Origin of the sequence: Pseudomonas sp. IT-P258, from assembly GCF_949767825.1 — a bacterium.
In the GTDB taxonomy this organism is placed as follows: Bacteria; Pseudomonadota; Gammaproteobacteria; order Pseudomonadales; family Pseudomonadaceae; genus Aquipseudomonas; species Aquipseudomonas monachiensis.
In genome coordinates this window covers 410,284-429,920 of the sequence record NZ_CATKPU010000021.1, presented here as the reverse complement: position 1 = coordinate 429,920, position 19,637 = coordinate 410,284, and the positions used below count along the sequence as shown (strand labels likewise).

Annotated in this window: 22 protein-coding genes; 12 read left to right on the top strand and 10 right to left on the bottom strand. The window is 61.2% G+C overall.

Going from position 1 to position 19,637, the window contains the following annotated elements:
• Window positions 1-14: 14 nt before the first annotated feature.
• Window positions 15-335 (top strand): transcriptional regulator SutA, encoded by a 321-nt coding sequence (gene sutA / locus ACM6G4_RS09250; protein WP_414913533.1) that lies wholly within the window; start codon window positions 15-17, stop codon window positions 333-335.
• Between the two features lie 126 nt (window positions 336-461).
• Here the strand turns inward: sutA and ACM6G4_RS09245 are convergent, their stop codons facing one another.
• The 6 genes from ACM6G4_RS09245 to lptM are packed head-to-tail and all read right to left on the bottom strand — an operon-like array spanning window position 462 to window position 5,078.
• Window positions 462-1,169 (bottom strand): HAD family hydrolase, encoded by a 708-nt coding sequence (locus ACM6G4_RS09245; RefSeq protein WP_056726354.1) that lies wholly within the window; start codon window positions 1,167-1,169, stop codon window positions 462-464.
• Window positions 1,166-2,065, bottom strand: coding sequence for a tyrosine recombinase XerC (xerC, locus tag ACM6G4_RS09240; protein ID WP_414913532.1), 900 nt, complete (start codon window positions 2,063-2,065; stop codon window positions 1,166-1,168). The genes ACM6G4_RS09245 and xerC overlap by 4 nt, the downstream gene beginning before the upstream one ends.
• A 2-nt stretch (window positions 2,066-2,067) precedes the next feature.
• Window positions 2,068-2,793, bottom strand: coding sequence for a DUF484 family protein (locus ACM6G4_RS09235; RefSeq protein ID WP_414913531.1), 726 nt, complete (start codon window positions 2,791-2,793; stop codon window positions 2,068-2,070).
• 13 nt (window positions 2,794-2,806) lie between these two features.
• A complete protein-coding gene (dapF, locus tag ACM6G4_RS09230; RefSeq protein WP_056726357.1) occupies window positions 2,807-3,637 on the bottom strand; it encodes a diaminopimelate epimerase in 831 nt (276 codons plus the stop codon).
• Window positions 3,638-3,641: 4 nt separating this feature from the next.
• Window positions 3,642-4,889, bottom strand: coding sequence for a diaminopimelate decarboxylase (gene lysA, locus ACM6G4_RS09225; RefSeq protein ID WP_414913530.1), 1,248 nt, complete (start codon window positions 4,887-4,889; stop codon window positions 3,642-3,644).
• 12 nt (window positions 4,890-4,901) lie between these two features.
• Complete coding sequence (gene lptM / locus ACM6G4_RS09220; protein ID WP_007980804.1) at window positions 4,902-5,078, bottom strand: LPS translocon maturation chaperone LptM; 177 nt, start codon at window positions 5,076-5,078, stop codon at window positions 4,902-4,904.
• 211 nt (window positions 5,079-5,289) lie between these two features.
• Here lptM and cyaY point away from each other — a divergent pair, with 211 nt between their 5' ends.
• The 3 genes from cyaY (at window position 5,290) to rnk (ending at window position 6,486) form a co-directional block, all read left to right on the top strand.
• Entirely contained in the window at window positions 5,290-5,622 is a 333-nt protein-coding gene (gene cyaY / locus ACM6G4_RS09215) for an iron donor protein CyaY (protein WP_008050853.1), read from the top strand.
• Between the two features lie 4 nt (window positions 5,623-5,626).
• On the top strand, window positions 5,627-5,848 hold the full coding sequence (locus tag ACM6G4_RS09210) for a DUF1289 domain-containing protein (protein WP_056726673.1): 222 nt from the start codon (window positions 5,627-5,629) through the stop codon (window positions 5,846-5,848).
• Window positions 5,849-6,075: 227 nt separating this feature from the next.
• Window positions 6,076-6,486, top strand: a complete 411-nt coding sequence (gene rnk, locus ACM6G4_RS09205) for a nucleoside diphosphate kinase regulator (protein WP_008050852.1) — start codon at window positions 6,076-6,078, stop codon at window positions 6,484-6,486.
• Window positions 6,487-6,492: 6 nt separating this feature from the next.
• Here rnk and ACM6G4_RS09200 read toward each other — a convergent pair whose 3' ends face one another.
• From ACM6G4_RS09200 to ACM6G4_RS09190, 3 genes are all read right to left on the bottom strand, one after another.
• Window positions 6,493-9,336 carry a class I adenylate cyclase gene (locus tag ACM6G4_RS09200; RefSeq protein ID WP_414913529.1) on the bottom strand — a complete coding sequence of 948 codons (2,844 nt, stop codon included), beginning with the start codon at window positions 9,334-9,336 and terminating at the stop codon, window positions 6,493-6,495.
• A 194-nt stretch (window positions 9,337-9,530) separates the two neighbouring features.
• A complete protein-coding gene (locus ACM6G4_RS09195) occupies window positions 9,531-9,776 on the bottom strand; it encodes a TIGR02647 family protein (protein ID WP_007980796.1) in 246 nt (81 codons plus the stop codon).
• Window positions 9,777-10,108: 332 nt separating this feature from the next.
• A complete protein-coding gene (locus ACM6G4_RS09190) occupies window positions 10,109-10,393 on the bottom strand; it encodes a hypothetical protein (RefSeq protein ID WP_046039010.1) in 285 nt (94 codons plus the stop codon).
• 124 nt (window positions 10,394-10,517) lie between these two features.
• Here ACM6G4_RS09190 and ACM6G4_RS09185 point away from each other — a divergent pair, with 124 nt between their 5' ends.
• Window positions 10,518-11,177, top strand: coding sequence for a glutathione S-transferase (locus ACM6G4_RS09185; RefSeq protein ID WP_056726361.1), 660 nt, complete (start codon window positions 10,518-10,520; stop codon window positions 11,175-11,177).
• Window positions 11,178-11,301: 124 nt separating this feature from the next.
• Here ACM6G4_RS09185 and argH read toward each other — a convergent pair whose 3' ends face one another.
• A complete protein-coding gene (gene argH / locus ACM6G4_RS09180) occupies window positions 11,302-12,696 on the bottom strand; it encodes an argininosuccinate lyase (protein WP_008001478.1) in 1,395 nt (464 codons plus the stop codon).
• 461 nt (window positions 12,697-13,157) lie between these two features.
• Here argH and ACM6G4_RS09175 point away from each other — a divergent pair, with 461 nt between their 5' ends.
• The 7 genes from ACM6G4_RS09175 to rsd all read left to right on the top strand — a co-directional run bounded on the left by ACM6G4_RS09175 (window position 13,158) and on the right by rsd (window position 19,614).
• Window positions 13,158-13,904 carry a LytR/AlgR family response regulator transcription factor gene (locus ACM6G4_RS09175; RefSeq protein ID WP_008048635.1) on the top strand — a complete coding sequence of 249 codons (747 nt, stop codon included), beginning with the start codon at window positions 13,158-13,160 and terminating at the stop codon, window positions 13,902-13,904.
• 138 nt (window positions 13,905-14,042) lie between these two features.
• A complete protein-coding gene (gene hemC, locus ACM6G4_RS09170; protein WP_409078186.1) occupies window positions 14,043-14,984 on the top strand; it encodes a hydroxymethylbilane synthase in 942 nt (313 codons plus the stop codon).
• Window positions 14,981-15,748, top strand: a complete 768-nt coding sequence (locus ACM6G4_RS09165; protein ID WP_414913528.1) for a uroporphyrinogen-III synthase — start codon at window positions 14,981-14,983, stop codon at window positions 15,746-15,748. The genes hemC and ACM6G4_RS09165 overlap by 4 nt, the downstream gene beginning before the upstream one ends.
• A 16-nt stretch (window positions 15,749-15,764) precedes the next feature.
• Window positions 15,765-16,928, top strand: coding sequence for a uroporphyrinogen-III C-methyltransferase (locus ACM6G4_RS09160; protein ID WP_056726364.1), 1,164 nt, complete (start codon window positions 15,765-15,767; stop codon window positions 16,926-16,928).
• Entirely contained in the window at window positions 16,925-18,163 is a 1,239-nt protein-coding gene (locus tag ACM6G4_RS09155) for a heme biosynthesis protein HemY (RefSeq protein ID WP_056726365.1), read from the top strand. Before ACM6G4_RS09160 ends, ACM6G4_RS09155 begins: the two co-directional genes overlap by 4 nt.
• A gap of 263 nt (window positions 18,164-18,426) precedes the next feature.
• Window positions 18,427-18,978, top strand: coding sequence for a disulfide bond formation protein B (locus ACM6G4_RS09150; protein WP_409078185.1), 552 nt, complete (start codon window positions 18,427-18,429; stop codon window positions 18,976-18,978).
• A 177-nt stretch (window positions 18,979-19,155) separates the two neighbouring features.
• Complete coding sequence (gene rsd, locus ACM6G4_RS09145) at window positions 19,156-19,614, top strand: sigma D regulator (RefSeq protein ID WP_223455405.1); 459 nt, start codon at window positions 19,156-19,158, stop codon at window positions 19,612-19,614.
• Window positions 19,615-19,637 lie beyond the last annotated feature (23 nt).

Genomic DNA, 19,637 nt, shown 5'->3' with positions numbered 1-19,637 from the left:
TCATGAGGTAGAACATGAGCGACGATGATCTGGAAAACGACGACCTCGAAGTAGGCGACGACGAAACCGAAGAAGGTCTGGAAGCAGCGGCGGAAGACGTCGCTGAAGACGACGGCGGTGATGCGCCGGTTCCGGCTGCCAAAGGCAAGGCCAAGGCAGCGGTATCGGTCGATGAATTGCCAAGCGTCGAAGCCAAGAACAAGGAACGCGATGCTCTCGCGCGGGCCATGGAGGAGTTTTTGGCCAAGGGTGGCAAGGTGCAGGAAGTGGAGGCCAATGTGGTCGCCGATCCGCCCAAGAAACCGGACAACAAGTACGGCAGCCGGCCTATCTGAGCCTGCTACCCGCTTGCTGAAAAAGCCCGCCGTCGCTGCGGGCTTTTTCATGCCTGAAACAAAAAAATGAAACCTGTGGTGATCCCTGTGGGAGCGGCGGTGCGGCGATCCCACATTGGTTCTGTGTCAGGCTGAGGCCTTGTTCCACCGCGCCAACAGCGCCGGCAAATCGGTCAGGCTGCGAATCTCCGCATCCGGCAACCGTTCGGCTTCCCAGACCTTGCCCGCCGGGTTGAACCAGATTGCCCGCATTCCCGCCTGCTGCGCACCGGCAATGTCATCGCCCGGATGATCGCCAATGTGCACCGCCGTTTCAGCAGTCGCGCCACCGCGCTGCAAGGCCTCCTGAAACAATCGCGCATCGGGTTTGGCGATGCCGATGTCTTCGGCGCACAACGCAAACTTGAAGTAATCCGCCAGGCCCAGCCGACGCACATCGGCGTTGCCATTGGTGATCACGCCGAGAGCGTAATGGTTGGCGAGAATTTCCAGGGTCGGTTCGACCTCTGGAAACACTTCGATCTGATGCCGGGCATGCAGGAACACTTCAAAGCTCTTGTCCGCCAGATCCGAGGCTTCTGCATGGGTGTAGCCAGACTCTTCGAGTGCATGGAACAGCACCCGCCGACGCAATGCGCTGATGCGGTGCTTGAGGCCAGGCTCGTTGCTCAACACGCGCTCACGAATGGTCCACAGATGCTCCACCGGCACCGCCCCAAGGTTGGGTGCGTACTCGGTCAGCCATTCACGCAAAACGGCTTCGGCGCTGACGATGACGGGGGCGGTGTCCCACAAGGTGTCGTCGAGGTCGAAGGTGATCAACTGAATGCTCATGAATCGTCGCCCTTAATGCGTTTGGCCCTTGGGTGGGCGTTGTCGTAGACCGTGGCCAGGTGCTGGAAGTCCAGGTGGGTGTAGATCTGCGTAGTCTTGATGTCCGAGTGGCCGAGCAGTTCCTGTACTGCGCGCAGGTCCTGGGAGGATTCCAGCAAATGGCTGGCGAAGGAGTGCCGCAACATGTGCGGGTGCAGGTTCTGCCCCAGTTCGCGCTCGCCGGCAGCCTTGACCCGCACCTGGATCGCCCGGGGGCCGAGGCGGCGGCCTTGCTGGCTGACAAACACCGCATCGTCTGCCGGGTTGGCCATCGCCCGCAGCGGCAACCATTGTTCCAGTGCTTCGCGAGCCTTTTTACCCACCGGCAACAGTCGGGTCTTGCTGCCCTTGCCGAGCACCTGGACCATGCCGTCGGCCAGGTCGAGCTGATCGAGATTGAGTCCGGTCAGCTCCGACAGGCGCAGCCCCGAGGAGTAGAACAGTTCCAGAATCGCCTGGTCCCGGCGTGCGAGAAAGTCGTCCTCCACACCACCTTCCAGCAGTTGCAGGGCGCGGTCGGTATCGAGGGTTTTCGGCAGGCGGCGTTCGCCTTTGGGCGGCGCGAGGCCATTGGCTGGATCGTGGTCGCACAGGCCTTCACGGTTCAGGTAGTGATAGAGCCCGCGAACGGCTGACAGCAATCGCGCCAGGCTACGGGACGAGTGGCCTTGGGCATGCAGGCGGGCAACCAGGCTGCGCAGGCGCTGGATGTCCAGCGCCGTCCAGCTGCCGATGTTCTGTTTGATGCACCAGCCCAGCACTTTATCGAGGTCGCGGCGGTAGGCCGACAGCGTGTGTGGCGACACCTGCCGCTCACTGCGCAGGTGTTCGCAGTAAGCGTCCAGTTGTCGTTCCATGTTCAGCGTACCGAGCGCAGGGAGTTGTTGACCCGTGGCAGCACGCGACCCATGACTTCAGCGATGTAGCTCAGGAACAAAGTGCCCACCGAGCTTTTGTAGTGTTGCGGATCACGGCTGGCGATGGCCAGGATGCCGTGGATGCCTTGATGGCTGATGGCAACGACCGCGGTGGAGCCGATCTGCTTGCGCTGTTCTTCGCCGAACAGGAAGTCCAGCTCATGCTCGCGCAGGCTGCCACTGACACTTTTGTCTTCCGAGAGCAAACCGCCGATGGCCACCTGGGCTTCCGCGTGAGTGACCCAGCGGCCCACCGGCATGGCGTTGTCGCCGAGCAGGATGAGGCTGACGAAGGGCACCTGGAATTCCTGGCGCAGGCTGTCTTCGACGCACATCACCACATCTTCCAGGCTGGCGGCGTCCATCAGCGCCAGGATCAGGCGACGGGTCTTTTCGAACAATCGGTCGTTGTCCCGGGCCACGTCCATCAAATGCGACAGGCGATGACGCAGTTCAATGTTGCGGTCGCGCAGGATGGTCATCTGACGCTCCACCAGCGACACGGTATCACCGCGACGATGGGGAATACGCAGGGACGGGAGCAGCTCTTCGTGCTCGACGAAGAAGTCCGGATGAGCCTCCAGGTACGCGGCAATAGCCGCCGCCTCCAGGCTTTCGGCCGGTGATTCGTCAGCTTGTCGCGCGGGTACCTGAGGCTTGTCGGTCATAGGTTTCGCTCACTCAAAGACGCACTTGTCCTTCATATACGCGCACTGCCGGGCCGGTCATCATCACCGGTTGGCCAGGGCCTGCCCACTCTATGGACAAGCGCCCGCCAGGCAGGTCGATCAATAGCGGCGAATCCATCCACCCCTGGCTGATCGCGGCCACTGCGGCGGCGCAGGCGCCGGTTCCGCAAGCCTGGGTTTCCCCGGCTCCACGCTCCCAGACTCGCAACTGCGCGCGGCTCCGGTCGATGACCTGGAGAAAACCGACATTGACCCGTGCCGGGAAGCGCGGGTGATGTTCGATTTTCGGCCCCAGTTCATGCACCGGCGCGTTGTTGATATCGCTGACCCGCAGCACGGCATGGGGGTTGCCCATGGACACGGCAGCCAGATCGACCGGGGTGCCGTCGACGTCGACCTGATAACTCGTGGCCTGCTCCGGTGCCTGGAACGGAATATCCGCCGGCACCAGGCGCGGGGCGCCCATGTTGACGCTGATCTGGCCATCGTTACGCACGTCGAGCTCGATGACGCCGCTTTTGGTCTCGACGCGAATCAGCCGCTTTGCGGTCAGGCGCTTGTCGAGCACGAAGCGGGCGAAACAGCGCGCACCGTTGCCGCATTGTTCCACTTCGGAACCGTCGGAGTTGAAGATCCGATAGCGGAAATCCACGTCCGGGTTGCTCGGCGCCTCGACGATCAGCAATTGGTCGAAACCGATGCCGGTGTGCCGGTCGCCCCATTGCTTGGCATGCTTGGGCAGGATGTGCGCGTGCTGGCTGACCAGGTCGAGGACCATGAAATCATTGCCCAGGCCGTGCATCTTGGTAAAACGCAGCAGCATGGTTTTACTCCGGCAGCAGGCTTTCGCCAGCAAACAACTCGGCTACCGTTTCACGGCGACGCACTTCAAATGCCTGATCACCGTCCACCAACACTTCTGCGGTACGGCCGCGGGTGTTGTAGTTGGAGCTCATGACAAACCCGTAGGCACCGGCCGAATGCACGGCCAGCAGGTCACCTTCTTCCAGCGCCAGCTGACGGTCCTTGGCCAGGAAGTCGCCGGTCTCGCAGATCGGGCCGACGATGTCGTAGGCGCGGGCAGCGGAGGTGCGCGGGCGCACGGCAGTGACGTCCATCCAGGCCTGGTACAGCGCCGGGCGGATCAGGTCGTTCATGGCCGCGTCGACGATGGCGAAGTCTTTGTGCTCGGTGTGCTTGAGGTATTCGACCTGGGTCAGCAATACACCGGCGTTGGCGACGATGAAGCGGCCCGGCTCGAACACCAGCGCCAGGTCACGGCCGTCGAGGCGCTCGCGCACGGCCTTGATGTAGTCGGCAGCCAGTGGCGGCTCCTCGTCCTTGTATCGCACGCCCAGGCCACCACCGAGATCGATGTGGCGCAGGTAGATGCCGCAATCGCCAAGGCGGTCGACCAGGCCCAGCAGGCGGTCGAGAGCGTCGATGAACGGTGGCAGGGTGGTCAGTTGCGAGCCGATGTGGCAATCGACGCCGACCACTTCCAGGTTCGGCAGCTGCGCGGCACGCACGTACACATCTTCGGCGTCGGCGATGGCGATGCCGAACTTGTTCTCTTTGAGTCCGGTGGAGATGTACGGGTGGGTACCGGCATCGACGTCCGGGTTCACGCGCAGCGAAACCGGCGCGCGAACGCCCAGTTCGGCGGCGACCACTTGCAGGCGTTCCAGCTCGTCGGTGGATTCGACGTTGAAGCAGTGCACGCCGACTTCCAGGGCGCGACGCATGTCGTCACGGGTCTTGCCGACACCGGAGAACACGATCTTGTCGGCGCTGCCGCCAGCGGCCAGTACACGTTCCAGTTCGCCACGGGAGACGATGTCGAAACCGGCGCCCAGGCGCGCCAGGACATTCAGTACGCCCAGGTTGGAGTTGGCCTTTACAGCAAAGCACACCAGGTGCGGCATGCCGGCCAGTGCATCGGCGTAAGCCAGGTATTGGGCTTCGATGTGCGCGCGCGAGTAAACGTAGGTCGGTGTACCAAAGCGTTCGGCGATGGCAGACAGGGCAACACCTTCCGCGAACAGTTCACCGTCACGGTAGTTAAAAGCGTCCATGAGGTTCCCTTATTATTGGTAGACGTCGTGCTTGTGTGCTTTGGAGGCAGGCTGCTGCTGCGACGACTTGGCTTGCTCGACAGGGTCCTGGTCTTCATCGGGCAGGTACAGCGGGCCTTTTTGACCGCAGGCCGACACAAGGCAGGCAACCGCGAGGAGCGCAGCAAGGGAAGAGATCAGGCGCTTCATGGCGAAATCCTTGAAAATGCATTAATTGCGCCGGAGTATACCGGCCACCCGGCAGCTTGCCTATGCAACGGACCGCCCGTCCGGCGGGGCTTGGCCGCAAGCACATCGAACCCACGGGTAGGGCAACTGGTCGTTATCCTTTGCAATCGACGGGGCTCGGTCGTATCTTGCGGCGCTTGAGCCTGATCAGACACTTTTTGAGGTTGCCGTAATGAGTTTGTCCGAAGCGCGTTTCCATGACCTTGTCGATGCCACCCAGCAAACCCTGGAGGACATCTTTGACGAGAGCGACCTGGATATCGACCTCGAAAGCTCGGCCGGTGTGCTGACCGTCAAGTTCGAGAACGGCAGCCAGTTGATCTTCAGTCGCCAGGAGCCGCTGCGTCAGCTGTGGCTGGCGGCGGTTTCCGGTGGTTTTCACTTCGACTACGACGAAGAAAGCGAGCGCTGGATGTGCGACAAGAGCGAAGAGCAGTTGGGTGAAATGCTTGAGCGTATCGTCCAGCAGCAGGCCGGTGTCGAGCTCGATTTCGAAGGCCTGTGAGATCGTGACCCAGCCTGCGCCTGTTCGTGCTCCCAAGCCGCTCTACAGTAACGTCAGTCCGGCGGTGCCATCGCCCTGCAGCGGTGTGTGCCGGCTGGACGAGCAGAAAGTCTGCCTGGGCTGCTTCCGTCACGTCGAAGACATCCGCGAATGGCGTTCGGCCGATGACGAACGTCGGCGGGTGATTTGCGTGCAGGCCTCGAATCGCAAGGCTGGCGCTCTGTAGGAGCTGCCGAAGGCTGCGATCTTTTGGCAGCGCTGAAGATTGCCGAAGAACAAGATCAAGAGATCGCAGCCTGCGGCAGCTCCTACGCCGCCGTGTGGCGGCTTGTATATTTTTTGAGCTGTGATAGTGTCCAGAAACGCCTCAACCCATCGAGGCTGATGAAAACCCCGCCTTTTTCTGGCGGGGTTTTGCTTTTTTCGTGCAGAAGAAAGGAGTCTGCCCAGATCATGACCGCACCTTCCATCACCCTTACCCGTCTGGACGTACAGCGTCTGGAGCGTCTGATCGACAGCCTGGACGACACGCTGCCGGGCGTTATTGCGCTGCAAACCGAACTGGATCGCGCCGATACCCTGGTCGGCCACGATGAAGTGCCGGCGGATGTCGTGACCATGAATTCCCGAGTGCATTGCCGCGAAGAAGGCAGTGGCAAGGACTACCACCTGACCCTGGTGTACCCCAAGGATGCAAATGCCGACGAAGGCAAGGTCTCGATCCTGGCGCCCGTGGGCAGCGCGTTGCTGGGCCTGAAGGTTGGCCAGCACATCGATTGGCCGGCTCCGGGCGGCAAGACCCTGAAGCTGACGTTGCTGGAAGTCGAATCGCAGCCGGCCAATGGCGGCGCGTTCCCGGAGTGAGACCCCTCAGGCCTGATCGAGCGCCTCGTTCAACGCGTGCTCCAGGTCTGCCTTGTAGCGCAGGTACAGATGGGTGGAACTCTGCCCTTCGCCCAGCAGGCCTGACAGGTCGAGATCGGTGATGTAGCAGCGGTAGCGTTCGGTTTCCCGGCGCTGCCCGACGATTTCCCGGGCGACCACGCGGAACAACTGGTCGCCATGTTCCAGCTCGGAAAACTCCCGTTGATTGCAATACAACGTCACCTGCACCTGACTCGGTGCGGCTTTGCCGACGATCGCCTGCACGTCGTAGAACGGCTTGTTCACCGGCGTCTGCGGTGCCGGCCGGGCTTCGATGCGGCGCGCCCGGCCAGGGCCTGACGGCAGCAGCTGGCAATACAGGGTGTCGAGGTTCAAGGGGTGGGCCGCGTCCATCGGCAACAGGGCATCGCGACGGTACTGGATCGATTGCAGGAAACGCTGCAGCGGCACCAGCAGGCTTTGCTCATCGTGCCAGGGCAGGCGTTGCTGCCACAGGGCGTTGAACTCATCGAGCACGTACAGATCAGCCTGATCTTCATTGACCCGGTAGAACACTTGAATGCAGTCCGGCTGGCCCGTTGGCAGGAACAGCGCGAGGTCGTGGTCTTCCAGTGCCTTCGGATCGAGGTGCAACGGACTGTAGCTAGCCATTTCCTTGCCCAGGTAATCGATCAGTGCCGGCAGAGTGGCCAGTGCTATGTGCTGGACCTGGCCTGGCACCAACTCCAGCACGTGGTAGTGCTGCTGGACCTGGATCAGGTAGCGATGATTGAGCCGGCTCAGCAGCAGGTTCTGCGCGGTATCGAGGATTTCCTCGACCCGTTGGGCAATGAACTGCGCGCGGTTATGGCAGAAGCAGCGCACCCTCAGCTTCGGCTGTTGTGATCCGGTTGGCAGGTTGTTGAGGTAGTCGCGGATGCAGTCGAGCAGGGCGTGGGGGCCGTCGTAGCGACCAACCAGCACTTCATTCCAGCTGTTGAGCGTGACTTGGTCCAGGGTCAGCACCAGATTTTCCCGGACACCGGCGTAGCTCAGGGAGTCGGTGCGTTCGGTGGTCATGAGGATGTTCAGGTCGCGATGGTGCTTGAGCGGATCGATGCCGACATTCACCAGGATCAGCACTTCACTCGGTACGCTTGCGCGCAACAGAGGTTCCTCGGCGACGGTGGGCAAGGGCAGGGCGATGGTCTGTTGCAGGCTGCCAAGCAGATTGAACAGTTCGAATTCACTCAAGTCGCTGGTGCCGGGGTGCAAGGCCAGGCGGGTGCTGCTGTCGATCACGCCATTGCGGTGGCACCAGGTCAGCAGTTCGAGCAGGTGACGGCTGCGTTTGATCGGCGCGAAATGTTCCCACTCCAGTGCCGTCAGGCTGCCGTTGTACAAGCCCCACTGGCTTTGCCCCGGTTCTTTCTTGTTCGGTGCGTGCACTAGCGTCAGGGTGTCTTCAGCCAGATCCGGGGCGATGCCAGGGTTGATGAATTCGACTTTGCCGGCCTTGCGCTCGAAAGCGGCATACAGGCGACGGCCGAGGACGCTCAGGTCGCGTTTGTTGATACGGCTGACCGTTTGTTCGTGACGGGCAAACTGGGTGAGGAAGCGGTAGCTGTAGTTCAGCTCGTTGACCAGTGCCCGCCGCTCGGAGCCGACCTGGCGGACTTTCCACTGGCTGCGGCTGTCGAGCAGGGTCAGTTGGCGCTGGTCCCAGTGCCATTCATGGGCCAGGCGCTCGAGCAAAGAGCGCTGCCAGCTCTGGGTGCGGCTGTTGCCGGTGAGTTTGCGATTGACCTTCAGGTACAACGCGCGACGCACCAGTTCCAGGCGTTCCGGTTCGTTGCGGGCAATCAGGTATTCCTCGATGCGCCGGTACACCACGACGTATGGATCCAGCTCGTCGAGGTCGAGCCGGTTGGCGAACACCGCCTGCTTGAAGCGCAGGCTCAGGCAATGGACCCTGGGGTGTTCACTGGCATAAACCTCAGTCAGCAGCAGCTTGAGAACCGACTTGTAGGGCGACTCGATGCCCTTGAACAGCTGCCAGAGCCCGGCACCGATAAATTCGCCGGGAGGGATGTAGGCCAGGTTGCCGAGGTCGAGGGTTTCATCGGCACGGATGAAGCGTTTGGAGATCAAGGCATGGGTGTAGCGGTCGTAGCTCGACTCTTCGTAGACCGGCACCAGCCACCAGATCGGTGTGCGCCCGGCGAGCCAGATCGCGGTGCGGTAAAACTCGTCCAGCAACAGGTAGTGCTGGGTAGTGCCGCAATCCTCCGAGCTCAGTTGGGTATCACGCTCACCGCGGACGAAACGGCTCGGATCGATCAAGAAAAAATGCGCTTCGGCGCCCTGGCTGGCGGCCCAGGCTTCCAGCAACTGGCATTTCTTGCGCAGCTCGACGAGTTCGTTTTCGCTCAGGTCCGGCCCATGGCAGACCCACACATCCATGTCGCTCTGGTCAGCCTGCGCCAGGGTACCGAGGCTGCCCATCAGGAACAGACCATGAATAGGTCTTGGCGGGTTGCTGCCGTGGCGCGGCTTATAGGAAAACGAGCGGGTCAGGCGCTGGGCTTCAGCGAGGACATTGGCATCCGGTTCGAAATTCGACAGCCCGGCCGGCGTACCGCCCGAAACATAACCGGGCAAGAGCGGATGGTTAACGTGGAAAAACAGCGGCAGCAAGGTCAGGACCCCTTGCTGGCGGGTCGACAACCCTTCCATGGCGCGAGCCATGCGTCCTTCGTTGAGTTTCAGAAAGCGTGCGCGCAGCTGGCTGAGAACCTTGCGATCGATTCCCTCGTCCAGATCAGGGCGGATTTCGTGGGTGCGCGTCATGTCAGCTCAAACCGGCTCGCAGGGCTCGGACGTGGGGCTCTTCGGATGAGGGGCAGTTTAGCGCCTTGGGGCGAGGACTTTTAAGCTGATTTTGTTTTTCTGGCGTCAGATTTCTAACGATTGGGGGCAGGCATCAGGGGAATGTGCCCGCGGAAATCCCTGGGTCGGGGTCTCCGTGGGCGATGCGGCAGAATTCAGGCTGTTACTTCGGCGTTAAGAATGGTCAGCACGGATTGCACATTTTGCGCGGCGTCACGACCCAGGCTGGTCAGGTAACCGCCGTCAGGTTGGTCGGTCAGTTCTTTTTCAAAGAGGCGTTTGGCGGCGGCAATGTGTTTCGGGGCAGCGGTCTGATGAATTTTCAGACCTTCCTGGGAACTGTCCAGGTTGAAGAGTGCGAGGACTTCCAGTTCGGCAACCAACTCAGGGGTAAGCGACATAAGGACTCCAGACTTTCTAGGAATTGGACGACAGCGTGCCTAAGGTGATCCCACTTGCGCGGCATGTCCAGTGCTCGCGACAGGGTTTTTTGCCTCGGGTAGCCTTCCCCCGGCGGATGGTGGGGCAGCGGGGTGTTTCCAGTGTAGTCAGGTGTAGGGAGACGGCAGGCGGGATTGGCAACAAAATGTGTGTAGCTTGCTTTCCTGTGGCGAGGGAGCTTGTCGGATCGCCGCACCGTCCCGCTCGGCTGCGAAGCAGTCGCAAAGCTTTTGGGGCCGCTTCGCGACCCAGCGGAAGCAAGCTCCCTCGCCACAAGAATCGATTTCGATGCTTACTGCTTTTCCGGCGGCAACTCAGGCAAGGCGCGCAGGGCAGCTTCGTACCATTCGGTGTTGAACGCGCGGTCTTCTTCGAGGATCGCGTCGATTTCTACCGCCAAAACGTGAGCCATCAGGTTGAGAATTTCTTCGCGTTCGTAACCCACCAGTGTCAGCTTGTTGAACGTCGCCTTGGCAGCCGGCGGGTTGTCGCTTTCGATCTGGTTTTCGATGGCCTGGATCAGGGTGCTTTCGGCGAACTCTTCTTCGTCGTTGTCGATATCGGTTGGCTCGCTCATGGCTGGCTCCTAAGGGAAAGGCGGCCAGTTTACCCGCATTCAGCGGCGTGATGCTGCTGGCAAGAATCCCGGCAGCGTTCTATAAACAGGCACTGCCCACCCCGCACGGCCTGGAGGCTATGTGATGTTTAAACTTTATGGATTTTGTGTCAGCAACTACTACAACATGGTCAAACTGGCGTTGCTGGAAAAAGGCCTGCCATTCGAGGAGGTCATGTTCGTCCCGACCCAGACCCCGGAGTCATTGGCGATCAGCCCGCGGGGCAAGGTCCCGGTGCTGGGTGTCGAGCAGGGCTACATCAACGAAACCAGCGTGATTCTCGAGTACATCGAACAAGCTCAAAAGGGCAAGCCACTGCTGCCGAATGAGCCGTTCGAGCGCGCGCAGGTGCTGGCGTTAGCCAAGGAAATCGAGCTGTACATCGAACTGCCGGCGCGTGCCTGCTTCCCGGAAGCATTTTTTGGCATGACGGTGTCGGAGGCGATCAAGGAAAAGAGCAAGGCTGAGTTGCTACTGGGGTTTGCCTCCCTTGCCAGGCACGGCAAATTCGCCCCTTATGTGGCTGGAGAAAGCTTGAGCATTGCCGATCTGTACTTCCAGTACAGCGTGTCATTGGCCAGTGCGGTCGGGCAGAAGGTGTTCGGGATTGATCTGCTGGCAGAAATGCCGGCGGCCAGGGCGTTGCTGGAACGTCTGGGACAGAACCCCAACGTTCAGCGAATTGCGGCGGACCGGGAGGCGGCGATGCCAGCGTTCATGGCGATGATCGCTGCCAAGAAGTAGTTCTGTGGGGTTTTGAAGTCAGGCATCGTCGGAACGCCGCCCGGAGCCGGCTCGCTCCCACAGGATTGGATGTGCGAACACTATCCAGTATGGGGGCGAGCCTGCTCGCGAAGTTTTTGGCGATTTAGCGGCTGGCGAGCAGCGCCTGACCACGAGCCACGGCAGCCTTCACCTGCGCCGGCGCGGTGCCGCCGATGTGGTTACGGGCATTGACCGAGCCTTCCAGGGTCAGCACGGCGAACACGTCCTGATCGATCTGGTCGCTGAACTTGCGCAGTTCTTCCAGGCTCATTTCCGCCAGGTCCTTGCCGCTGTCCACGCCGTACTTCACGGCATGGCCAACGATTTCGTGGCAATCACGGAATGGCAGGCCGCGACGCACCAGGTAGTCGGCCAGGTCGGTGGCGGTGGAGAAACCGCGCAGGGCTGCTTCGCGCATCATCGCGTGCTTTGGCTTGATCGCCGGCACCATGTCGGCAAAGGCCCGCAGCGAGTCGCGCAGGGTGTCGGCGGCGTCGAACAGCGGTTCCTTGTCTTCCTGGTTGTCCTTGTTGTAGGCCAGGGGCTGGCCTTTCATCAGGGTCAGCAGGCCCATCAGTGCGCCGAACACGCGACCGGTCTTGCCACGCACGAGCTCCGGCACGTCCGGGTTTTTCTTTTGCGGCATGATCGAGCTGCCGGTGCAGAAACGGTCGGGCAAATCGATAAACTGGAACTGCGCGCTGGTCCACAGCACCAGCTCTTCGGAGAAGCGCGACAGGTGCATCATCGCGATACTGGCCGCCGAGCAGAATTCGATGGCGAAATCACGATCGGAGACGTTGTCCAGCGAATTGCCGCCAACCGCGTCGAAACCCAGGAGTTGGGCGGTGTATTCACGATCGATCGGATAGGTGGTGCCGGCCAGCGCCGCGCTGCCCAATGGCATGCGGTTGGTGCGTTTGCGGCAGTCGACCAGGCGTTCATAGTCGCGGCTGAGCATTTCGAACCAGGCCAGCATGTGATGCCCGAACGTCACCGGCTGTGCGGTCTGCAGGTGGGTGAACCCCGGCATGATGCTGGCGGCTTCGCGCTCGGCCTGCTCCAGCAGGCCTTTTTGCAGGCGGGTGATTTCGGCCAGGATCAGGTCGATCTCGTCACGCAGCCACAGACGGATGTCGGTGGCGACCTGATCGTTACGGCTGCGGCCGGTGTGCAACTTTTTACCGGTCACGCCGATGCGGTCGGTCAGGCGTGCCTCGATGTTCATGTGAACGTCTTCGAGGTCGATGCGCCAGTCGAACTGACCGGCCTCGATTTCACCCTGGATGGTGTTCAGGCCATCGATGATGCTGTCGCGCTCGGCATCGGTCAGCACGCCGACCTTGGCCAGCATGGTGGCGTGGGCGATCGAGCCCATGATGTCGTGGCGATACAGGCGCTGGTCGAAGGTGACGGAGGCGGTGAAGCGGGCGACGAAGGCGTCGACGGGTTCACTGAAGCGGCCGCCCCAGGACTGATTGGTCTTGTCAGTGCTCATGAATTCGCTCGTATCGGCTTGAAGTAAGAAGGCGTGGAACGCTGGCGCGGATAATAACAGGGTTGCCAATCCTGTCGCTGACACTGGTCGATACGTTTTTTTGGGGGGCGAGAGCCCGGGCCCGGGCAATATCCGCGTATTTTTGCAGAACGATATTTTCCAATTGAGCAATATCGTCCCGGCAACCGTCTACAGTTGGACAGTAGGATCAGCGCACTTCTCGGTGCAGCCGCTGGCTATAAGAAGAGTGGGGTGTTCATATTGCGTATCAGCAAACCCTGTGGCGATGCATCGCCAACGCGGGCCTGGGCCGCCAATCGCCCGGCAGATGAAAATTTAGCCGCCGGACCAACGGCACTTTTTGGCGCTCGCGCTAGTCTTAGCGTGGATCGCGGTGACGGATGTCACTTCACCTGTCTACGCTATCCTTGTGCGAGACTCACGCAGGAATCCAGCGCAATATGAATGTCCTGATCGTTGATGACGAACCCTTGGCCCGAGAGCGCCTGAGCCGCATGGTTGGCGAACTCGAGGGATACAGTGTCCTGGAGCCTAGTGCCACGAATGGCGAAGAGGCGTTGGCACTGATCGACAGCCACAAGCCGGATATCGTGCTGCTCGATATCCGCATGCCCGGCCTGGATGGCCTGCAAGTGGCTGCTCGGTTATGCGAACGCGAAACTCCGCCCGCCGTGGTGTTCTGCGCCGGGCCCGATGAATTTGCCGTGGAAGCCTTACAGGCCAGCGCCGTAGGCTATCTGGTGAAACCTGTGAGAACTGAACAATTACATGACGCATTAAAGAGAGCCGAGCGCCCCAATCGTGCCCAGCTCGCCGCCCTGACCCGCCCTGCCGCCGAAAGCGGCAACGGCCCGCGCAGCCATATCAGCGCCCGAACCCGTAAGGGGATCGAGCTGATTCCGCTGGATCAGGTGGTGTATTTCATTGCCGACCACAAATACGTGACCTTGCGCCACGAAAGCGGCGAAGTGCTGCTCGATGAGCCGCTCAAGGCCCTCGAAGATGAATTCGGTGACCGTTTCGTGCGTATCCATCGCAATGCACTGGTCGCCCGTGAGCGTATCGAGCGATTGCAACGCACACCCTTGGGACATTTTCAGCTATTCCTGAAAGGCCTCAACGGTGATGCGCTGATCGTCAGCCGTCGTCATGTGGCTGGGGTACGCAAAATGATGCAACAGCTTTAAACAGCTGTTCGCAGGCCAATTTTACACCCGATTGCCGGACATCCGGGGCCAGGGAGGCCGAGTAGTATCTGATACAAGTCAAAGTGGATTTGGCTGAGCTGTTATTATCCGCCGTATCTATTCAGTACGGATTGATCCATGTCCTCTCGCCAGATCCGCATCGCCACCCGCAAAAGCGCTCTCGCCCTTTGGCAGGCCGAATACGTCAAAGCCCGTCTTGAAGCGGCTCATCCGGGCCTGCTGGTGACCCTCGTCCCCATGGTCAGCCGTGGTGACAAGCTGCTTGACTCACCGCTGTCGAAAATCGGCGGCAAAGGCCTGTTCGTCAAGGAGCTCGAAACCGCGCTGCTGGAAAATGAAGCCGACATCGCCGTGCACTCGATGAAGGACGTGCCGATGGACTTCCCCGAAGGCCTCGGCCTGTTCTGCATCTGCGAGCGGGAAGACCCGCGCGATGCCTTCGTTTCCAACACCTACACCCGTCTGGATGAGTTGCCCCAAGGCAGCATCGTCGGCACCTCCAGCTTGCGTCGCCAGGCTCAATTGCTGACCCGCCGCCCGGACCTGGAAATCCGTTTCCTGCGCGGCAACGTCAACACTCGCCTGGCCAAGCTCGATGCCGGCGAATACGACGCCATCATCCTCGCCGCCGCCGGCCTGATCCGCCTGGGATTCGAAGATCGCATCAGCTCGGCCATCAGCGTCGACGACAGCCTTCCGGCCGGTGGCCAGGGCGCGGTGGGTATCGAATGCCGCAGCGGCGACAGTGAAATCCATGCGTTGTTGACACCCCTGCATCACCAGGATACCGCCACTCGCGTGACCGCTGAACGAGCCCTCAACAAGCACCTCAATGGTGGCTGCCAGGTGCCGATCGCCTGCTACGCCGTGCTGGAGGGCGAGCAAGTCTGGTTGCGCGGGCTGGTGGGCGATCCGGCCGGTGGCCTGCTGCTCAGCGCACAGGCCCGGGCTCCTCGCGACGATGCCGAGGCGCTGGGTGTGCGAGTCGCCGAAGACCTGCTCAGCCAGGGTGCCGGCGCCATCCTCAAGGCGGTCTATGGCGAGGCTGGTCACGAGTGATCGGCTGGCGCTTGCTGCTGACGCGTCCCGCCGAAGAAGCGGCGGCGCTGAGCAGCCTTTTGGCCGAGCAGGGGATATTCAGTAACAGCCTGCCGCTTTTGGACATCATGCCCATTGCGACCACTGACACAATGCGCCAGGTGATTCAGGCGCTGGATCAGTTCTGCGCCGCCATCGTGGTCAGCAAGCCGGCAGCCCGGATCGGCGTCGAACTGCTCGAGCGGTATTGGCCAACACCGCCCGGTGTGAAGTGGTTCAGCGTCGGCGCGGCGACTGCGCGGATCCTCGAGGATCACGGGCTGGACGTGAGCTTCCCGGCAGAAGGCGATGACAGTGAAGCCTTGCTCGAACTTTCCCGTCTGCGCGAGGCTATCGCACAACCCGATGCGCGAGTGCTGATCCTGCGCGGGGAGGGCGGGCGCGAGTTGCTGGCTGAGCGTTTGCGTGAGCTTGGTGCTAGTGTCGAGTATCTGGAGTTGTACCGCCGGGGGGTGCCGATTTATCCGCCGACACTGCTGCCGCAACGGATCCAGGCGGAACGCCTGAACGGGTTGGTGGTCAGCAGTGGACAAGGTTTTGAGCACCTGCACCAATTGGCCGGCGATGCCTGGCCGCAGTTGGCGCGGTTGCCGTTGTTTGTACCGAGCCCCAGGGTTGCCGAGATGGCGCGTGCCGCCGGGGCCAAAACAGTTGTGGATTGTCGCGGCGCCAGTGCCGCGGCCTTGCTGACGGCGTTGCGGGAGCATCCCGTACCCGTTTTCTGATGCAAAGGATGGATACGTGAGCGAAACAGCCTTGCCTAAAGATGACTCGCGACCGGTGCTTGATGCACCTGTTGATGCTCCTGTTGATGAAGTGTCGCCGCCGCCACCTGCTGCCGAGCAGCGTCGAGGCAATGGTCTGGCCATCATCGCGCTGCTGTTGGGCGCAGCCGGTGTAGCCGTGGGCGGTTGGGGTGTCTGGCAGGTGCGTCACCTGCAGGCCAATAATCAGCAGCAACTGAGCCAGGTGCAGGCGCTGAATGACCAGGCGCAAAGCCTCAAGCTCAACGAAGAGCGCCTGAGCGCACGCCTGGCGCAATTGCCTCCCGCCGATGAGCTGGAAGCACGCAGTCGCCTGGTGATTCAGCTGCAAGGTGATCAGCAGCGGTTGAACCAACGGCTGGAAACCGTTCTCGGCGCCAGCCGCAAGGACTGGCGTCTGGCCGAGGCCGAGCACCTGCTACGTCTGGCCAGCCTGCGACTGTCCGCGTTGCAGGACATCAGCAGTGCCCAGGCACTGGTCCAGGGTGCCGACGAGATACTGCGCGAGCAAAACGACCCGGGCTCCTTTGCCGCTCGCGAGCAGGTGGCCAAGACCCTGATCGCCTTGCGCAGCACCGAACAACCGGATCGCACCGGGCTGTTCCTGCGTCTTGGCGCGCTGCGTGATCAAGTGGCCAGCCTCACCGAGCTGGCACCGGAGTACAAGGACCGAGGTGATTCGTTACTGGGCCTGACTGCCGATGGCGACGGTGCCAGTCGCTGGGCGCAATGGTGGGATCAGATTTCGCGCTACATCCGCATCGATTTCAATGCTGACAAAAACGTTCGCCCACTGTTGGCCGGCCAGAGCCTGAGTCAGGTACGCCTGGCCCTGAGCCTGGCGCTGGAGCAGGCGCAGTGGGCCGCACTCAATGGCCAGGCGGCGGTTTACTCCCAGGTGCTGGACGAGGCGCGGGACATCCTCAAGGGCAACTTCAACCCGGACAACGCGCAAAGCAAAGTCATGCTTGAGCAGGTCGCCGAGTTGAGCAAGCAACCTGTCACCGTCGTCACTCCGGACATGACCGGCACCCTGAGCGCGGTGCAGGGGTATCTGGAGCGGCGCAACGTCAACGCTGAAGATTCGGTCAAGCCACTGGCCAGGCCTGCCGCGAACGCCGCGCCGGAGGCCACGCCATGAGACGCCTCTATGTGATCGTGTTCTTCGTGATCGCTGCTACCGCTGCGCTCGGGTTGGCGATTGCCGAACACTCCGGCTATGTGCTGATTGCCTACAAGACCTTCCGTTACGAGTCGAGCCTGTGGGCTACCTTGGCGCTGGTGGCTGTGCTCTGGCTGGTGATCTGGGGCATCAAGTCGCTGGTCGAACTGGTGATGGCTTCCAGTGGCGTGGTCAATCCGTGGTCGCGGCGCAACCGCAGCCGTCGGGTGCAGGTGGCGATCGAACACGGTCAGCTGGACCTGGCCGAGGGACGCTGGGCCAACGCGCAACGGCACTTGTATCGGGCTGCCGAAGCCGAGCGCCAGCCGCTGCTTTACTACCTCGGCGCTGCCCGTGCCGCGAACGAACTGGGTAATTACGAAGAAAGCGACAACTTGCTGGAGCGCGCCCTGGAGCGTCAGCCTCAGGCCGAGTTGGCGATTGCCTTGAGCCACGCCCAGTTGCAGACCGACCGCGGTGATACCGAAGGCGCCCTCGCCACCCTGCAAGCCATGCGTGAACGCCATCCTCATAACGCACAGACCCTGCGTCAGTTGCAGCGCCTGCTTGCGCAGCGTGGTGACTGGTCGGCAGTGATTCGCCTGTTGCCGGAACTGCGCAAGGACAAAATCCTGCCGGCTGCCGAACTCGCCGAGCTGGAGCGTCGGGCCTGGGGGGCGAACCTGTCCCTGGCGGCGCAACGGGAAGCAGACGGAACTGTGGGGAAGCAATCGCTGGAACGTGCCTGGCAGCAACTGACTTCGGCACAGCGTCAGGAGCCGCAACTGGTGCTCGCGTATGCCGAACAGCTGCGGCAACTGGGGGCTCAGGTCGAGGCCGAAGAAGTGCTGCGCACTGCGCTCAAGCGCAGCTACGACAGTCATCTGGCACGACTCTACGGACTGGTTCGCGGCAATGATCCGGTCCGCCAGTTGCAGGCCGCCGAAGGCTGGCTCAAGGACCATCCGGCTGATCCGGGCCTGCTGCTGACTCTGGGGCGTCTATGCCTGCAAAACAGTTTGTGGGGCAAGGCCCGGGACTATCTGGAAAGCAGCCTGCGTGTACAACGCAATCCGGAAGCCTGTGCCGAGCTGGCACGCTTGCTGGCGCAAATGGGCGATGCCGAGCGTAGCAACCAGCTGTTTCAGGAAGGCCTGGGGTTGTTGGATGAGCGCTTGCTCGCGGCCCCTCTGCCAGCGCCGGTCCGCGCTTGAGCCATTCGTTGGCGCCGGGCTCCGGCGCCTGAGCGATGACCTGTGGCGAGGGAGCAATCGCCCTCGCCGCAGTACGATGATCAGTTGAAATTCAGTCGCCAAATTTCGTCGCAGGAAAAGTCCTACAGCGGGCTACATTTTATCCTCTCGCCTGCGTCGGGATTTCCCTACTCCTGTGCTGAAGTCTCTGTGGGCACTTGCCTTGAAAGGCTGTCGCGCTTTCCTCTACCGTAATGGTCTGTCACTACTTTTACGGAAAAGCCATGTCTTTGGCCTGCTCACGCTCCTTGTTTTTCATGGCTTTCATTGCGGGTGCCCTGGCGATGGGCGTTTCCTACTACCTGGAATATGCAGTCGGCCTGCGACCTTGTGGCTTGTGTCTTGTGCAGCGGTTTTGCCTGGCGCTCCTTACCGGCGTCTGCCTGATGGCTTCGGTCCATGGCCCCGGTCGCATCGGAAACGTTCTGTATTGGTTGCTCAGTCTTTGTTGCAGCCTGGCCGGCACTGTCACGGCATGGCGACAAGTCCTGCTGCAAACCCTGCCGGCGGAACAGGTCGCAGTGTGCTCGACGCATCTGGCGGACCTGTTGTCCAACTCGCCGTGGCTATCGGTCGTACAGCAAATGTTCAAGGGCGCTGCCGATTGTGTGGAAATTTCCTGGACGCTGTTCGATCTGAGTCTCACTGAGTGGAGCCTGCTGTTCTTCGTCGCGATGATGATTCTGGCCATTTACCAGTCGCTGCGACTGGTCTGGAGCGGCTATCAGCGACCACTCAGCGGCGAGTCGTCGCACCGGGCCTTTGCGGGCGATTAAACACTTGTATGAACTTTATCGCCTGCGTACCTTGAAGCCAGTGTCGCGCGGGCATAATCTGGCCCGCACGTGTCATTGGAATTATGTTGCTCGATGACGCTCTGCCTGACCGCCCACCGATGTTACAAGAGGCGAGCGGGCATAGAGCAGCTGACCCACAAGGGAAGAGAGATCACCATGCTCGAAAGTTGTCAGAATGCTCAGGAACGCTGGGGCGGAGTGCACCTGCTGATTGATCGCTGGTTGCAGGAACGACACGAACTGATCGGGGCCTATGACGCTCTCGGCGCAAAGCCTGAGGCGCTGGGTGAGAACCGCAAGCCCTTGCAGGAATTCTGCGGCGTGCTTGTCGATTATGTATCGGCCGGGCATTTCGAGATCTACGAGCAGCTGACGGGGGAGGCCAAGGCCTTCAACGATCAGCGTGGCCTGGAGCTCGCCGAGACGATCTATCCGCGTATCGACGTCATCACCGAAAAGCTGCTCGCCTTCAATGACCTGTGTGATGCAGGAAAGTGTGTTGCCGAAGAGTTCAAGACACTCGGCGGACTGTTGCATGAGCGCTTTGAACTGGAAGACTGCCTGATCGAAGTGCTGCATACCGCCCACAAGGAAACTGATTCGGTTCAGGCCTGAAACACTTCCCTGCAAGATCCCGA

Excerpts from the sequence above, each read along its gene's own strand:
- ACM6G4_RS09155 (WP_056726365.1), top strand. The coding sequence starts at position 16,925 with ATGAGACGCCTCTATGTGATCGTGTTCTTCGTGATCGCTGCTACCGCT.
- hemC (WP_409078186.1), top strand. The coding sequence starts at position 14,043 with ATGTCCTCTCGCCAGATCCGCATCGCCACCCGCAAAAGCGCTCTCGCC.
- ACM6G4_RS09195 (WP_007980796.1), bottom strand. The coding sequence starts at position 9,776 with ATGTCGCTTACCCCTGAGTTGGTTGCCGAACTGGAAGTCCTCGCACTC.
- dapF (WP_056726357.1), bottom strand. The coding sequence starts at position 3,637 with ATGCTGCTGCGTTTTACCAAGATGCACGGCCTGGGCAATGATTTCATG.
- lptM (WP_007980804.1), bottom strand. The coding sequence starts at position 5,078 with ATGAAGCGCCTGATCTCTTCCCTTGCTGCGCTCCTCGCGGTTGCCTGC.
- rsd (WP_223455405.1), top strand. The coding sequence starts at position 19,156 with ATGCTCGAAAGTTGTCAGAATGCTCAGGAACGCTGGGGCGGAGTGCAC.
- ACM6G4_RS09150 (WP_409078185.1), top strand. The coding sequence starts at position 18,427 with ATGTCTTTGGCCTGCTCACGCTCCTTGTTTTTCATGGCTTTCATTGCG.
- argH (WP_008001478.1), bottom strand. The coding sequence starts at position 12,696 with ATGAGCACTGACAAGACCAATCAGTCCTGGGGCGGCCGCTTCAGTGAA.
- sutA (WP_414913533.1), top strand. The coding sequence starts at position 15 with ATGAGCGACGATGATCTGGAAAACGACGACCTCGAAGTAGGCGACGAC.
- ACM6G4_RS09185 (WP_056726361.1), top strand. The coding sequence starts at position 10,518 with ATGTTTAAACTTTATGGATTTTGTGTCAGCAACTACTACAACATGGTC.
- rnk (WP_008050852.1), top strand. The coding sequence starts at position 6,076 with ATGACCGCACCTTCCATCACCCTTACCCGTCTGGACGTACAGCGTCTG.
- ACM6G4_RS09175 (WP_008048635.1), top strand. The coding sequence starts at position 13,158 with ATGAATGTCCTGATCGTTGATGACGAACCCTTGGCCCGAGAGCGCCTG.
- cyaY (WP_008050853.1), top strand. The coding sequence starts at position 5,290 with ATGAGTTTGTCCGAAGCGCGTTTCCATGACCTTGTCGATGCCACCCAG.
- ACM6G4_RS09245 (WP_056726354.1), bottom strand. The coding sequence starts at position 1,169 with ATGAGCATTCAGTTGATCACCTTCGACCTCGACGACACCTTGTGGGAC.
- lysA (WP_414913530.1), bottom strand. The coding sequence starts at position 4,889 with ATGGACGCTTTTAACTACCGTGACGGTGAACTGTTCGCGGAAGGTGTT.
- ACM6G4_RS09190 (WP_046039010.1), bottom strand. The coding sequence starts at position 10,393 with ATGAGCGAGCCAACCGATATCGACAACGACGAAGAAGAGTTCGCCGAA.
- ACM6G4_RS09235 (WP_414913531.1), bottom strand. The coding sequence starts at position 2,793 with ATGACCGACAAGCCTCAGGTACCCGCGCGACAAGCTGACGAATCACCG.
- ACM6G4_RS09200 (WP_414913529.1), bottom strand. The coding sequence starts at position 9,336 with ATGACGCGCACCCACGAAATCCGCCCTGATCTGGACGAGGGAATCGAT.
- xerC (WP_414913532.1), bottom strand. The coding sequence starts at position 2,065 with ATGGAACGACAACTGGACGCTTACTGCGAACACCTGCGCAGTGAGCGG.